At 63.5% G+C, this 15,016-nt stretch carries 11 protein-coding genes; 6 read left to right on the forward strand and 5 right to left on the reverse strand.

The features are described 5' to 3' along the window. Positions 1-5: 5 nt before the first annotated feature. The gene (locus tag B4E36_RS09405; protein WP_292052724.1) at positions 6-1,256 is read right to left on the reverse strand and encodes an extracellular solute-binding protein; all 1,251 of its coding nucleotides are present in this window, start codon (positions 1,254-1,256) and stop codon (positions 6-8) included. Positions 1,257-1,514: 258 nt separating this feature from the next. On the opposite strand from B4E36_RS09405, the gene B4E36_RS09410 reads away from it, so the two are divergent. From B4E36_RS09410 to B4E36_RS09420, 3 genes are read left to right on the forward strand one after another with little or no spacing between them, the layout of a single operon-like run. Beyond that, positions 1,515-2,726, forward strand: a complete 1,212-nt coding sequence (locus B4E36_RS09410) for an ROK family transcriptional regulator (protein WP_292052726.1) — start codon at positions 1,515-1,517, stop codon at positions 2,724-2,726. A gap of 19 nt (positions 2,727-2,745) precedes the next feature. Further along, on the forward strand, positions 2,746-5,121 hold the full coding sequence (locus B4E36_RS09415) for a PIG-L family deacetylase (protein WP_345900275.1): 2,376 nt from the start codon (positions 2,746-2,748) through the stop codon (positions 5,119-5,121). 4 nt (positions 5,122-5,125) lie between these two features. Then, on the forward strand, positions 5,126-6,007 hold the full coding sequence (locus tag B4E36_RS09420) for a DMT family transporter (RefSeq protein ID WP_292052730.1): 882 nt from the start codon (positions 5,126-5,128) through the stop codon (positions 6,005-6,007). A gap of 221 nt (positions 6,008-6,228) precedes the next feature. On the opposite strand, the gene B4E36_RS09425 is transcribed toward B4E36_RS09420, so the two are convergent. The 4 genes from B4E36_RS09425 to B4E36_RS09440 form a co-directional block, all read right to left on the reverse strand. Then, positions 6,229-7,065: a carbon-nitrogen hydrolase family protein gene (locus B4E36_RS09425; protein ID WP_292052734.1), complete on the reverse strand. Its 837-nt coding sequence runs from the start codon at positions 7,063-7,065 to the stop codon at positions 6,229-6,231. A 105-nt stretch (positions 7,066-7,170) separates the two neighbouring features. Further along, positions 7,171-8,163, reverse strand: coding sequence for an MDR family oxidoreductase (locus tag B4E36_RS09430; protein WP_292052736.1), 993 nt, complete (start codon positions 8,161-8,163; stop codon positions 7,171-7,173). Positions 8,164-8,232: 69 nt separating this feature from the next. Next, complete coding sequence (locus B4E36_RS09435; RefSeq protein WP_345900276.1) at positions 8,233-9,156, reverse strand: pseudouridine-5'-phosphate glycosidase; 924 nt, start codon at positions 9,154-9,156, stop codon at positions 8,233-8,235. Further along, on the reverse strand, positions 9,149-10,279 hold the full coding sequence (locus B4E36_RS09440) for a carbohydrate kinase (protein ID WP_292052740.1): 1,131 nt from the start codon (positions 10,277-10,279) through the stop codon (positions 9,149-9,151). Before B4E36_RS09440 ends, B4E36_RS09435 begins: the two co-directional genes overlap by 8 nt. A gap of 233 nt (positions 10,280-10,512) precedes the next feature. Between B4E36_RS09440 and B4E36_RS09445 the strand changes: the two genes are divergently transcribed. From B4E36_RS09445 to adh, 3 genes are all read left to right on the forward strand, one after another. Continuing rightward, a complete protein-coding gene (locus tag B4E36_RS09445) occupies positions 10,513-11,727 on the forward strand; it encodes an NADP-dependent isocitrate dehydrogenase (protein ID WP_292052742.1) in 1,215 nt (404 codons plus the stop codon). 509 nt (positions 11,728-12,236) lie between these two features. Continuing rightward, complete coding sequence (locus tag B4E36_RS09450; protein WP_292052745.1) at positions 12,237-13,250, forward strand: GAF domain-containing protein; 1,014 nt, start codon at positions 12,237-12,239, stop codon at positions 13,248-13,250. Positions 13,251-13,459: 209 nt separating this feature from the next. Next, positions 13,460-14,971 carry an aldehyde dehydrogenase gene (gene adh / locus B4E36_RS09455; RefSeq protein ID WP_345900277.1) on the forward strand — a complete coding sequence of 504 codons (1,512 nt, stop codon included), beginning with the start codon at positions 13,460-13,462 and terminating at the stop codon, positions 14,969-14,971. The last annotated feature ends 45 nt before the right edge of the window (positions 14,972-15,016 follow it).

Consider the following 15,016-nt stretch of genomic DNA (forward strand, 5'->3'; position numbering starts at 1 on the left):
CCGCCTCACATCGCTTCGTCGATGATCTTCTGTTCCTGCGCGGCGGCTTCCTTGATGCTGTCGGCGGGCGACTGGCCATTGAGGAGTACGCGGTTGGCCATGTCGATGGCGACCTGACGCTGGGCCGATTCATCCACGAACAGCGTGGTGTGGGCGTAATCCAGCCCCTTGAGGAACGGGCCGTAGATCGGGTTCGAGACGTTCTTTTCCGTCAACGCCACCTCGCGCCGCGCCGGCAGTTCGCCAACGACGTCGAGCCAGACTTCCATGGCTTCCGGCGAGGTCAGATAGGCCAGGAATTTCTCCGAGGCTTCCAGTTCCTCGCCCTTCACCTTGGCGCCGATGCCATTGGCGAAGTAGCTCGAATAGTTGGAGCGCATGCCGTCGGCATTGGCCGGCAGCTCGGTCACGCCCCATTCGAAATCCTCGATCTGGCCGAACGAGCCGAGACGGAAGGTGCCGTCGATGGTCATGCCGGCGCGACCGCCCTTGAAGGCTGCCTGGGCCTCGTCCATGAAGCCCGCCTGGCCGACCTTCTCCTTGAGCTGCAGGTCGGTATAGAACTGCAGGGCCTCGGTGCCTTCCGGGCTGTCATAGGTGACCTTGCGGTAGTCGTCGGTATAGGGAACGCCGCCAAACTGGCGCACCAGCACTTCGCGCCACCACTGGTGATCCTGGCCCGCCATGTCGAGCGTCATGCCTTCAACGGTGATGTTGCCAGCATCATCATGCTTGGCGATCGCCTTGGCGGCCGCAACCATGTCGTCGAGCGTCTGCGGCGGGCTGTTGGGGTCGAGGCCGTTCTCCTCGAACAGCTTCTTGTTGTAGAACAGCGCCAGCGAACGGACCGCCGTCGGCAGGCCGTAATATTCGCCGTCGCGCTTCATCGCGGTCACGATCGGGAAGAACTCGCTCTCGATCTTGTCCTGCGGGAATGCGTCCTCAGACAGCGGCTGCAGCAGATTGCCCGCCACGAACTTGTCGAGCCAGCCATAGAAGAGCTGCATCACGTCCGGCCCCTTGCCGGCCATGTTGGCGGCAACGATGCGGGTCTGGTAATCGGCGTAAGGGAAGGTCACCTGCTTGACGGTGATATCTGGATTGGCTTCCTCGAACTTCTCGATCAGCTGATCCATCGCGTTGACGCGGGTCTCGTATATATACTGCCAGTACTCGATCTCGACCGCATTGGCCGAGCCGACCGAAAACAGGCTGATACCGGACATCAGCCCGGCGAGCATAAGTGCCTTGCGCATAATTCTCTCCACTTCCCAGTGAGGCCGCCACGGACCTCAGGGCTCTTGTTCCCGAAAAGCCGTCATCCCTCTCGGCGGCGGCCGTTGTTCATTGTTGCGGATGCCCGCTTGCGCGGCCTCCGGGGCGTCGTTGACCGACGCCTCCACGATACGGTCGCGTGACATCCGGGTTTTGTCAATAACATAATCTAATTGAATTAATATATTGACGTTAGAAACAGCGCGGATCAGACTGACGACATCAGAAAGCGGAATGAAATGAACGAGAAGACGCGCGGGCAGTTCGCCATCGGCAACAATCCGGAACGCAACAGGGAGCACAATCGCCGGGTCGTGCTCGATCTCGTGCGCCAGCACGGCATGCTCGGCCGCATGGAGATCGCGCGTCAGACCCAGCTCACCGCCCAGGCCGTCGCCAATATCGTCGACGATCTCGTCGGCTCCGGCCTGCTGATCAGCACCGGCCGGCGTCGTTCCGGCCGCGGCCAGCCGCCGATCCAGTTCGCCGTCAACCCGGAAGGGGCCGCCACGATCGGCGTCGAGATCGCGACCGACCAGATGGTGGTCACGGTGCTCGATCTCACCGGCGTGCTCCGCTACAAGCGGATCGTTCCGCTCGCCGACACGACGCCGGAACGCTGCCTGCCAGTGTTCGGTCTCGAGGTCGAGCGGGCACGAAAATCGTTCGATTCGCCCCTGCTCGGCGTCGGCGTGGTCATGCCCGGCCCGTTCGGCATCGAGGGCATGAGCTTCGTCGGTCCGACCACGCTTCCCGGCTGGAGCGGCATCGACGTGAAGGCCGCGCTGAGCGAGGCCTGCGGCATGGACGTGGCGCTTGAAAACGATGCCGCCGCCGCCGCCGTTGCCGAACGGCTGTTCGGCGCGGGCCATGCGATCTCGCATTTTTGCATGCTCTATTTCGGCACCGGCATTGGCCTCGGCATGATCCAGGATGGCGCGCCCTATCGCGGCGCGTTCGGCAATGCCGGCGAGATCGGCCACGTGCCGGTGGTGCCGTCCGGGCGGCTCTGCCCCTGCGGCCAGCATGGCTGCCTGGAGCGCTACGCCTCGCTTCACGCGCTCCACGAAAAATTCGACCAGAGCGGCAGGGAACGACCGCAGATATCTGAAATCGAAAGACTTTTTCAATCCGGAGACCAGGTGGTCCAGGCGTGGATCGACGAAGCGGCCGCCCACCTCTCCACCGTCATCGGGCTGCTCGAAAACATCTTCGATCCGGAAACCATCATCTTCAGCGGGGCGTTCTCCGACAGCGTCATGGATGCGGTGATCGCCCGACTGCCGCCGCTTCCGCCCTCCGTCGCCGCCCGCGCCGGGCGCAAAGAGCCGCGGGTGATGCGCGGCCAGACCGGGCAGTACACGGCAGCGCTCGGCGCGGCCGCCCTGCCGCTTTTCGAAATCCTGACACCGAAACTCGAAACATCGCCGCCCGACCAGCAGGTGGCCTGAAACAATCACGGGGAACAGCATGCTCACGCCGCGCCAACGCATCGAACAGGAAATGTCGTCCTCTGCCCATGTGCGGCTCTACCGGGCGCTGACGCGGCTGACCTCGCCGGTGACGATGATGAACACCGGAGCGCACCCCGATGACGAACAATCCGGCATGCTCGCCTGGTTCAGCCTCGGCCTTGGCATGCGCGTGATCATCGCCTGCTCGACGCGCGGCGAAGGCGGGCAGAACGTGCTCGGGCCGGAACGGCTCGGCGCGCTCGGCGCGCTCAGAACCCGCGAGCTGGAAGAGGCCGCCCGCGCGCTCGACGCTGATATCCACTGGCTCGGCCACGGCCCGGATGACCCGGTTCACGACTTCGGCTTCTCCAAGGATGGCGACGCCACCTTCGCCCGCTGGGGCGAGGACCGGATCGTTGAGCGGCTGGTGCGCGCCTACCGCACCGAGCGGCCCGATATCGTGATCCCGACCTTCCTCGACGTGCCGGGCCAGCACGGCCACCACCGCGCCATGACGCGGGCCGCCGAGACCGCCCTGCGTCTTGCCGCCGACGAGACAGCCTTTCCCGAGCATTTCGCCCAGGGTCTGACACCCTGGAGGGTTGCGAAATATTATCTGCCGGCATGGTCCGGCGGCGGCGGCACCTATGATGACGACCTGCCCCCGCCTCCCGCAACGCTTACCATTGACGTCCGCGAACGGGATCCCGTGACCGGCGCCGACTACGACCGCATCGGCGAGTGGTCGCGCTATTACCACGCCTCGCAGGGCATGGGCTGGTGGCCGGAGCGCCCGGATCATGTCTGGCAACTCCATCTGCTGCGCGGCGACAATGCCGGCATGCCGGAAGCCACGATCCTCGACGGCCTGCCGTCCACGCTCAAGGATCTCGCCCCCGAAGGCGCGCTCGGCGCGGCGCTGGCCGCCGTCGATGAGGTGATAGCCGCGGCACTGGCCGCTTTCCCGAATGCCGATGCCGTGCAGCAGTGCCTCACCGAGGCGGCGGCTCGGATCGAGACGGCGGAAGCCGCCGGCGATGACGCTTTCCATGCGCTTCATGGCCACCGTCTCGCCCGCAAGCGCGCCGAGATCGACGCGGCGCTGTTCGAAAGCGCCCGCATCTTCGAGCGCGCCTATGGCGAGGCCGACTATCTGACGCCCGGCGGAACCGCGACGCTGACCGTGGTGCTCGCCGAAGGCGCCGACGCCACCGTGACGCCGAGCCTGCCGGAGGGCGTCCGCGTCGTCGACGCCGCAGTGACCGAGGGCATCCACCGCTTCACGCTTGCCGCCGATGCCGACGCGCCGCTTTCCAACCAATACCCGCCGCTCTGGTCCTCGCTTGGCGGCAATGGACCGGTTTCGGTGACGCTTTCAGCCGGCATCGCCGGGCGCGAAGTGACGCGCAGCGTCGACCTCGAAACCGCCCTTCCGCTTGCGCCGGCCCATTCCGTCAGGCTGAAGCCATCCGCATTTATTCTGCCACTTCAAAAGCTTCCGTCGGAAATCTCATTTACCGCTGACACTGAAATGCCCCTTCACTTCAAGAGCGTTAACGGTTTCGAGGTCACCGGCGAAGGCGAAAGCTTCAAGATTAAAATACCTTCCAGCCCCTCCTCCGGCCTCACCGTCATGACGCCCGAGATCGCGGGCAAGCCGGCGGCCAATATCACCAGCTTCAGCTATCCCCATATCGGCCGCAACCGCTTCGTCCGGCCGGAGGTGCTGAACGTTCTTACGCTTGACCTGACGCTGCCCGAAGGCGCGAAGATCGGCTATGTCGGCGGCGGCGCGGACAATGTCGGCACATGGCTTCAGCGCATGGGGCTCGACGTCACCGAACTGGACGCCAACGCGCTGTCGGGCGATCTTTCGGCCTTCACCACCATCGTGATCGGCATCTTCGCCTTCGGCACCCGGCCGGACCTTGCCGCCGCGACCCGGAAGCTCCATCGCTTCGTCGAGGATGGCGGCCATCTCGTCACGCTCTACCACCGTCCCTCCGATGGCTGGAACCCGGAGACAACCCCGCCCCGCTATCTGAAGATCGGCTCGCCCTCGCTGCGCTGGCGCGTCACCAATCCGCAGGCCGAGGTCGACGTGCTGTCGCCCGGCCACACGCTTCTCGCCGGTCCGAACGTGATCGGACCGGAAGACTGGGCCGGCTGGCACAAGGAACGCGGGCTCTATTTCGCTTCCGGATGGGACGATGCCTACGAACCGCTGCTCGCCATGCATGACGCGGACGAAAAACCGCTGACCGGCGCGCTCGTCTCCGCGGTTATCGGCAAGGGCCGGCACACCCATACGAGCCTCGTGCTCCACCACCAGATGGACCGCCTCACCCCCGGCGCCTTCCGGCTGATGGCGAACCTCGTTCAGCCGGCATGATCACGTGAGCGCCGCGGCACCGCCGGCCGAGGATAAGAACGCGGCGGGCCAGGGCGTCGCCTGGCTCTTGGCCGACATGACGCTGGTGACCTTCATGAGCGTATTGGTGAAGGCCAACAGCGTCGCCTATCCGGCGATCCAGCTCGTCTTCATCCGCGCCCTGATCGGCCTCGTTTTCATCCTGCCGATGATCGTTCGCAACCGCGCGGCGCTGATGAACATCCGCTATCCGCTGCGCAATGCCTTTCGCGTCACCTGCAACGCGATCGCGCTGACCTCGAACTTCCTCGCCTTCGCCATGCTGCCGCTCGTCCTGGTGAACGCGCTCGGCTTCACCCGGCCCCTGGTCACCATGGGGCTTGCCGCCCTGCTGCTTGGCGAAAGGGTCAGCCGGCTCCGCTGGCTCGGCGCGGGCCTCGCCTTCGGCGGCGCGCTGATCATCGTCGCACCCGGCGAAATGGCGTTTCACCCCGGCCTGCTGGTGGTGCTCGCCAGCATCGTGTTCGGCGCGATGGCGACGATCCAGACCCGGCGGCTGAAGGACGAAAGCACGATCGTGATGATGGTGTTCTACACCGTCGGCCTCGCGCTGCTGACCGGCATCCCCGCCCTCATGCTGTGGCAGCCCGTGCCGCTCGCTCACTGGCCGGTGCTGGCGCTGATCGGGCTATTGGCGCAGGCCGGGCAATATTGCTGGCTGAAAGCCTACCAGAAGAGCGACGCGAGCGTGCTCGCCCCCTTCGGCTATCTCTCGGTGTTCTTCTCCGCCACCGCCGGCTTCTTCTTCTTCGCCGAGGTCCCCTCGCCACGCATTTTCATAGGCGTTGCGGTGATCCTGCTTGCGTTACAGGGAACGCGGTGGTTGGAGGCGCGGCCGCGGCGATAGGCGGCCTAAACCTCGACAGGCCGCTGACAGTATGGGTAGTAGGCGTTCGAAGTATTCAGGTTCCCTTCGCCAAGCAGGACACAGGCGGCAATTCCCTCGCTCGGTCGGAGAAAAAATAGCGCTCTATTCATATCGTTCTGAACATTGCTGGCCCGTGACCGAGCCATTAATGCAGTGTCGAGTTGAGAGGTCGGATGCGTGAAGCCGTATGGTTGCGATCGTCAATATCCTTTTCTATCCCGGCTTCTGCTATCCGTCGTCATCTTCTCTCTATAAATTTCGCCCGAGCGCGCCTTCGCTCGCCACGGACGAGCCTTCTGAAGCGGGACATCGTATCCAGGATCAAGGCGATCGAGAATGGAAGTTACGAAGCTTGTGTCGTTGGATACATCACAAAGGGCGGCCCATTTTCCATCTGGCCCTACAATCCCGGCAGGCCCCTTGTGTGCTTTCTGAGCGGGCGTCGATGCGCTGATCCATAGGCAATTCAGGCCTGCATGCGCTCTGAGCGCAATCTGAAAATGCTCGGGAATTCCATATGATGAGAACAGTACTGCATCGGCTCCCAACCGTTCGTACTCCATGAAAACTTCGGGGAATTGAGACTCAATGCAGATCGCGCAGCCGAAGCGGAAGCCATCGACTTCAAAAACTATCGGATCGGCCCCCGGCGTGTACCAGCCGTTGATCTCGCTGTTCGAGAGGAACCTCTTGTCATACCTTGTCAACAGGTCGCCAGAACCCGAGAACACATAAAGGCTGTTGTGCGGGCGTTCCATTGCCGACAGCCTGTGCGCACCGCCAACGACCGCAAAAATACCGAGCATTCCGCAGAGTTCGGCAATGCTCCTCAACTCTTTCTCGTAACCGAACCAATCAAAGAAGCGCCAATCGTCCGGAGTGGCAATTTGCGCCTTCGAATATCCCGACAATGCGCCTTCGCAGAAGCTGACGAGCCTGACACCTTCTGCAGCGGCATCCGAAATCACCTGTCGAATAAGTGCGGCGTTCGTTGATATGTCTTTTGAAACGGCAGTTTGGGCGGCGGCTATCTTCACACATGCTCTCCTTAGCTCAGGCCTGTATTCTCGGCCTTTTCAGGTCCTTTAAGAACCTCGAAACTGCGCGATTGAGCACCGGGGCTGCCAACAAGCCGAAATGGCCTACGCCACCTTCACGATCATCCGTCCGCGCACCTTGCCGGCCAGAATGTCTTCGGCGGCCTGCGGCAGGCCCTGAAGGTCGATTTCGCCGGCGGTGACAAGGTCGATATGTTCCGGCGTCAGATTGTTCTGCAACAGCCGCCATGCGGCCTCGCGGCGCTTTGGCGGCGCGAACACGGAATCGACGCCGATCAGCGTGACCGCACGCAGGATATGCGGCAGCACGGTTGCGGGAAGATCGGGCCCGCCGGCTAAGCCACAGGCGGCCACCGCGCCGTCGCGCACCGTCTGCGCCAGAACATTGGCAAGCGTGGTCGAGCCGACGCTGTCGACGGCGCCCATCCAGCGCTCCTCCTGCAACGGCCTGCCGGCTTCCGAAAGCGCCTTGCGGTCGATGAAATCCCTCGCGCCGAGCTGGCGCAGATAATCATGGGTTTCCGCCCGGCCGGTGGAGGCGGTCACGTGAAAGCCGAGCGCGGCAAGCAGCGCCACGGCATAGGAGCCGACGCCGCCGGCCGCCCCCGTGACCAGCACGCTGCCGCCATCCTGAGACAGATTGCCCCAGGCGAGAAGCTGGTTGACGCAGAGCGCCGCCGTCACGCCCGCCGTGCCGATCGCCATCGCCTGACGCTGGTCGAAGCCTTCCGGCTGTTTCATCAGCCATTCCGGCTTCAGCCGCTGATAGGCCGAGAAAGCGCCCCACTCGGTCTCGGACAGGCCGGAGCCGGTGGCGATCACGCGGTCGCCGGGCTGAAACGAATCGCTTGCCGATTCGACAACCGTGCCGGCGACGTCGATGCCCGGCACCATCGGAAACCGGCGCGCGATCCGTCCCTTGCCCGTGACCGAAAGCCCGTCCTTGTAGTTCAGGCCGGAATAGTCGACCCGCACCAGCACCGGCAGATCGGGCAGGTCGTCGCGGGTCAGCTCCGTCATCTCGGCGGCGGGATGGTCTTTGTCGCGGATCAGCAGCGCGGGAAAGCTCTCGGTCATCACGGTCTCCTCGGGTTCGGCGATTTTGCACCGGAGAGTAACGAGGCGCGCGCGAAACGCAATCCGTCTTCAGGCGCGTGCCGCGACCCTTGCCGCCGCGATCCGCGCGGCGAGCGCGGCATTGTTCTTCACCAGCGCGATGTTGGCCTTCAGGCTGCGCCCTTCCGACAATTCGTTGATCCGCGCGAGCAAGAAGGGCGTCAGCTCCTTGCGGGCAATGCCGCGTTCCTCGGCTTCGCGCACCGCATCGTCGATGGTGCCGTCGATGAATTCCGGCGTCAGCGCATCGGCCTCGGGCACCGGATTGGCGATCAGCATGCCGGTTCCGGTCGAAAGCTCGTCATGGGCGATCATGGCGGCGGCGATCTCCTCGGCGCTGTCCAGTCGATGGTCGGCCTTGAAGCCGCTGGAGCGGGTGAAGAAGGCGGGGAAGTCATCGCTGCGATAGGCGATCACCGGCACGCGCTGGGTTTCGAGATATTCGAGCGTCTTCGCAATATCGAGGATCGATTTGACCCCGGCGCAGATCACCGTCACCGGCGTGCGGCCGAGTTCGGTCAGATCGGCCGAAATGTCGAAGGTCTGCTCCGCGCCGCGATGCACGCCGCCGACGCCGCCGGTGGCGAAGATCGGGATGCCGGCCAGATCGGCGATCTTCATGGTGGCCGAAACCGTGGTGCCCGCGGTCTGGCCCTTGACGATCGCGACCGCGAGATCGCGGCCGGAGGCCTTGACCACGCCCTCCTCGACCTTCGCCAGCCGCTCGATGACGTCGCGGTCGAGGCCGGCATGCAGCCTGCCGTCGATCACGGCGATTGTGGCCGGCACCGCGCCGTTTTCGCGCACCACCGCCTCGACGCTGAGCGCGGTCTCAAGGTTGGCGGGATAGGGCATGCCATGGGTGATGATGGTCGATTCCAGCGCCACGACGGGCTTGCCCTGTGCCAGCGCTTCCCTGACTTCCGTGCCGAGAGTGATTTCGATGTCAGACACGTGCTTCTCCTTCGATTGGTGCGAGGCGGTGAAGATTGGCCTCGACAAAGTGTGGGGACATTTGCGGATGGACGCTCGCCGCGCTTTCGGTTGTCAGCGCGGCAATCAGCGCGCCGCGCCGCACGGCCTCATGAAGCGTGCCGCTCTCAAGATAGTGGTGAAGGGTTCCGGCAATCATCGCATCGCCAGCGCCGGTCATATCCACCGGCCTTGCGGCCACCACCGGCACCGTGCTTGCCGTGCCGCCGGAAGACATGACAGCGCCAAGGGTGCCGGAGGTCAGGATCACAACCATCGCGCCAGCCTCATTCAGCGCTTTCGCTGCCTGCCGCATTCCATTGATATCCCTAGAAAATGATATGCCGAGATAGGCGCAAGCCTCGTCCAGATTCAGGAACAGGAGGTCGACGCCCGAAAGATCTTCGGGAAGCTTCTTCACCTTCGGCGTCGAGACCGCGTCGATGGCCAGTTCGAACCGCCCGGCGCGCCGTTGTTCGATCAGGAAGGCAAGGGTTGCTGCCGGCAGGTTGCAGTCGGCGAACACCAGCCTTGCGGCTGCAAGAGAGGGCGCGGCATTGGCCAGCAGTTCCGGCGTCAGCCGATCTAAGATCGCCATGTCGGCAATGCCATAGGCAAGGTCGCCGCCGGGCTCGAGAATGGCCGCATATTCCGCCGTCCGCTGGTCGGGCAACTGAAAGAGATTGGCGACATCGATGCCGCGCGCGCCGAGATGGCGGGCGAGATCGCGCCCGCTTTCATCCGCGCCCACGGCGGAGACAAAGCTGACGCCGGCCCCGAGCGCCGCCAGATTTTCGGCGACATTACGCGCCACGCCGCCAAAACTGCGCATACCCTCGACCGGGTTCGAGGTTCCCGCGATCAGCGGCGCGCGGGCGAGATACTTGCGGTCGATCACCGCCCCGCCGATGACAACCACCCGCCCCTCTTGCGGCAGCATATAACCACGCCCGAGAATATGGCCCTTCTCGGTAAGCCGCACCACATGGGCCGCCACGGCGGAACGCGATAGGCCGAGCTGATCGGCCATCTGCTGCTGACCCGCAAACGGGTTCTCCCGGATCAGCGCAAGCAGTGCCTGCTCGGCTTCGCTCAAATCGGACATGTCACCTTCCCTTGGCGCAGTGATGCGGGACGCTCCATCGCGCGGAAGAATCCACATAACAATAGTTATACCAATAACATTTGTTATGCCGGCAATCCAGAGGCGGACCCAGCCCACACGCACTTTTCGCAAAGTTTCGGCGCGCCATGCCTTTTTTCCCCGCGACCGCGATGCTATAGCCCTCGGGAAACGTTAAAACACGGGCCTTCAGGCCCCGCAGACGAGGAAGAAGCATGACGAAGATCAAGGTGGCAAACCCGGTTGTCGATCTCGACGGCGATGAAATGACGCGCATCATCTGGCAGTTCATCAAGGAAAAGCTGATCCTGCCCTATCTCGACCTGCCGATTGAATATTACGACCTGTCGGTCCAGAACCGCGATGCCACCGACGATCAGGTCACCGTCGATGCCGCCAACGCCATCAAGAAGCACGGCGTCGGCATCAAATGCGCGACCATCACGCCGGATGAAGCCCGCGTCGAGGAATTCGGCCTGAAGAAGATGTGGCGCTCGCCGAACGGCACGATCCGCAACATCCTCGGCGGCGTGATCTTCCGCGAGCCGATCATCATGCAGAACGTTCCGCGCCTGGTTCCCGGCTGGACCAAGCCGATCATCGTCGGCCGTCATGCCTTCGGCGACCAGTACCGCGCCACCGACTTCCGCTTCCCCGGCAAGGGCAAGCTGACGATCAAGTTCGTCGGCGAGGACGGCAAGGAAATCGAGCATGAAGTGTTCGACGCCCCCTCCTCCGGCGTTGCCATGGCGATGTACAACCTCGACGATTCGATCCGCGATTTCGCCCGCGCTTCGCTGAACTACGCCCTGATGCGCGGCGTGCCCTGCTATCTGTCGACCAAGAACACCATCCTGAAAGCCTATGACGGCCGCTTCAAGGACCTGTTCCAGGAAGTCTATGACGCAGAATTCAAGGAACAGTACGAAGCCAAGAAGATCTGGTACGAGCATCGCCTGATCGACGACATGGTTGCCGCTTCGCTGAAGTGGTCCGGCGGTTATGTCTGGGCCTGCAAGAACTATGACGGCGACGTCCAGTCCGACATCGTCGCCCAGGGCTTCGGCTCGCTCGGCCTGATGACCTCGGTGCTGATGACGCCGGATGGCAAGACGGTGGAAGCCGAAGCTGCGCACGGCACGGTGACCCGCCACTACCGCCAGCACCAGAAGGGTCAGGAGACCTCGACCAACTCGATCGCCTCGATCTTCGCCTGGACGCGCGGTCTGGCCCATCGCGGCAAGCTCGACGACAACCAGGACCTGATCCACTTCGCCGAGACGCTGGAAAAGGTCTGCGTCGACACCGTCGAAAGCGGTCACATGACCAAGGACCTGGCGCTCCTGATCGGCCCCGATCAGCCCTGGCTCTCCACCACCGCCTTCCTCGACAAGATCGACGAGAACCTGCAGAAGGCCATGGCGGCCTGATTTGTGAAACTGAAAGCCCGGCAGTCGTGTCGGGCTTTTTTTTGTGGCGGATCGCACCGCGACGTATACCGAGAACCCGGCACTTGCGCCGGATTCAGACTTTTTGACAAAGCTATTTTTTTTACGGGTGTCATCCTCGGGCTTGACCCGAGGATCCAGGCCGCACCGCACAGTCTAAAAAGCACCATCTTGATCAATGGCTCGTGCAGTATGGATGCTCGGGTCAAGCCCGAGCATGACCCCTGTGGGGTCCAGCGATGATCAAAAACTCTGAAGCAGCGGCTTGGTCGGCAACCTCACACGGCGCTCACGCCGGGTTTTTGTTTGCCGGGAATGGTTTTCCCTGCGATCGGCCAGAGCAGCTCGCCCCGTTCACCAAAGTCTGATACGACTTCGCGCCGAAATCCCTTCACTCCCGCTTCGTTTTGGATCACAATATCTGCATAAACCGCCGAGGAGACCGGGCGCGGCACCGCAGATGTGCACACCGGAAGCGGGAGGAGACAGCGATGGCTTATATGTCAAGGCCGGCGGAAAACCGTGCCCATGCCGACATCGTGACCGCGACGGCGCTGTCGGCCAACGGACCGGCGCGCTCGCCGGTGGCCGCCTCATGGTGGCGCTCGCTGGTTCAGCACGGGCTCGACCCGGCCAGCGCCAGAACGCGCCGCGCCGAGACGCTGTCCGAGCTTGAACTGAGGCAACGGATAGAAAAATCCGATCTTCTGATGCATGTCGCCCGCGCCCGGCTCGATCATCTCTATAAATGCGTCTCGCTCTCTGCCTGCGGCGTTTTCCTGAGCGATGCCGATGGCATGGTTCTCGATGCGCGCTGGCGCAGCGGCGACCAGTCGAGTTTCGAAAGCTGGGGCCTGCGGCCGGGCCGAAGCTGGTCGGAGGCCGCCGTGGGCACGAATGGCATCGGCACCTGCCTTGCGGAGGAACGGCCGCTCATCATTCATCGCGACGAGCATTTTCTGGATCGCAACATCGCCATGAGCTGCATCGACGCGCCGATCTATGGCGCGGATGGCCGGCTGATCGGCGCGCTCGACATTTCCTCCGCCCGCAGCGACCAGACCGCTTCCGCCAACCAGCTCATCGCCGCGCTCGTGCGCCAGGCGGCGCGGCAAATCGAGGCGGACTGCTTCCGCCATGACCATAGCGGTCAGCGAATCATTCTCGTGGATGATGACGATGACACGGAATCCGCCGGCGGCGATGCCGCCGCGCTGGTCGCCGTCGATGAAAACGACCTCGTGGTCGGCGCAACCCGCGCCGCGCGGCTGACGCTGGGGCTTGTGGCCGCGGGCCGGTTCTCCCCGGTTCCGGCCGACGACCTGCTGGCGAAAGGGGCTCCAGAGACCGGCTTCGCCTCGGCGGAACGCTCGGCCATCCTCAAGGCGCTCGCCCGCCGGCGCGGCAATGCAAGCCGTGCGGCAGAGGATCTGGGCATCGGCCGCGCCACGCTCTATCGCCGTATGAAGCGCCTCGGCCTGCAATCGCGGTTCGAGCAGAACTAGACGGAAACGACGCGACTTCGGCGGCGTTCATACCGGTCGTCGCAATCTCCTCACCAGATCAACATCCTTGGCGCGGAAAACTGTCTCAATTGCGAGACAGAGTCCGATCTCTGCCGGTTTGCGGCGGATGACAAGCAGCGATGATCCATCGAAACTCGGCCCATCACTAAAGTTCAGCATGATTTCTGGGAGGAACTGTTATGAACGAGATGACCAAACCCGAAGGGCTTTTGAAATCCCCCTTCAAGGACCGCTATGACAACTTCATCGGCGGCAAGTTCGTACCGCCGAAAAACGGTCGCTATTTCACCAACACCACGCCGATCACCGGGGCAGCGATCAACGAGATCGCCCGTTCCGACGCCGCCGATATCGAGCTGGCGCTGGATGCGGCCCACGCCGCCAAGGCGAAATGGGGTTCGACTTCGCCGGCCGACCGCGCCCGCGCCCTGCTGAAGATCGCGGATGTTATCGAGGCCAACCTTGCCCTGATCGCCACCTGCGAGACCTGGGACAATGGCAAGCCGATCCGCGAGACCATGAACGCGGATATCCCGCTTGCCGCCGACCATTTCCGCTACTTTGCCTCCGCGCTTCGCGCCCAGGAAGGCACGATGAGCGAGATCGACAACGACACCGTCGCCTATCACTTCCACGAGCCGCTCGGCGTGGTCGGCCAGATCATCCCCTGGAACTTTCCGATCCTGATGGCCGCCTGGAAGCTGGCGCCGGCGATTGCCGCCGGCAATTGCGTGGTGCTCAAGCCCGCCGAGCAGACGCCCGCCTCTATCCTGGTTCTGGCGGAGCTGATCGCCGACATCCTGCCGCCCGGCGTGCTCAACATCGTCAACGGCTTCGGGCTCGAGGCAGGCAAGCCGCTGGCGCAGAGCCCGCGCATCGCCAAGATCGCCTTTACAGGCGAGACCACGACCGGCCGGCTGATCATGCAGTATGCCACCGAAAACCTCATTCCGGTGACGCTGGAGCTTGGCGGTAAGTCGCCCAACATCTTCTTCAAGGATGTGATGCGCGAGGACGACGGCTTTCTCGACAAGGCGGTCGAAGGCTTCGTGTTCTTCGCGCTCAACCAGGGCGAGGTCTGCACCTGCCCGTCCCGCGCGCTGATCCAGGAGGATATCTACGACGCCTTCATGGAACGCGCCATCGCCCGCACCAAGGCGATCATCCAGGGCGACCCCCGCGCCGACAACACCATGATCGGCGCGCAGGCATCGAGCGAGCAGAAGGAAAAGATCCTCAGCTATTTCGATATCGGCCGCCAGGAAGGCGCGGAAGTGCTGATTGGCGGCAAGGCTGCCGATCTCGGCGGCGAGCTTTCGGGCGGCTATTATATCGAGCCGACGATCCTGAAAGGCCACAACAAGATGCGGGTGTTCCAGGAGGAAATCTTCGGGCCCGTCGTCTCCGTCACCACCTTCAAGGATGAGGCGGAAGCGCTGGAGATCGCCAATGACACGCTTTACGGCCTTGGCGCCGGCGTGTGGTCGCGCGATGCCAATACCTGCTACCGCTTCGGCCGCCACATTCAGGCCGGGCGCGTCTGGGTCAACAACTACCACGCCTATCCGGCGCATGCGGCCTTTGGCGGCTACAAGCAGTCCGGCATCGGGCGCGAGACCCACAAGATGATGCTCGACCACTACCAGCAGACCAAGAACCTGCTGGTCAGCTACTCGACCGAGAAGGTCGGCTTCTTCTGAGAACACAAGAAGAGGGTGACAAGCCCCCTCCTCCCTGGAAGGCGG

This window comes from Martelella sp. UBA3392, assembly GCF_002358775.1.
Classification (GTDB): Bacteria; Pseudomonadota; Alphaproteobacteria; order Rhizobiales; family Rhizobiaceae; genus Martelella; species Martelella mediterranea.

Coding starts and splice junctions, on each gene's coding strand:
- B4E36_RS09405 (WP_292052724.1), bottom strand. CDS start 1,256: ATGCGCAAGGCACTTATGCTCGCCGGGCTGATGTCCGGTATCAGCCTG.
- B4E36_RS09410 (WP_292052726.1), top strand. CDS start 1,515: ATGAACGAGAAGACGCGCGGGCAGTTCGCCATCGGCAACAATCCGGAA.
- B4E36_RS09415 (WP_345900275.1), top strand. CDS start 2,746: ATGCTCACGCCGCGCCAACGCATCGAACAGGAAATGTCGTCCTCTGCC.
- B4E36_RS09430 (WP_292052736.1), bottom strand. CDS start 8,163: ATGACCGAGAGCTTTCCCGCGCTGCTGATCCGCGACAAAGACCATCCC.
- B4E36_RS09440 (WP_292052740.1), bottom strand. CDS start 10,279: ATGTCCGATTTGAGCGAAGCCGAGCAGGCACTGCTTGCGCTGATCCGG.
- B4E36_RS09445 (WP_292052742.1), top strand. CDS start 10,513: ATGACGAAGATCAAGGTGGCAAACCCGGTTGTCGATCTCGACGGCGAT.
- B4E36_RS09450 (WP_292052745.1), top strand. CDS start 12,237: ATGGCTTATATGTCAAGGCCGGCGGAAAACCGTGCCCATGCCGACATC.
- adh (WP_345900277.1), top strand. CDS start 13,460: ATGACCAAACCCGAAGGGCTTTTGAAATCCCCCTTCAAGGACCGCTAT.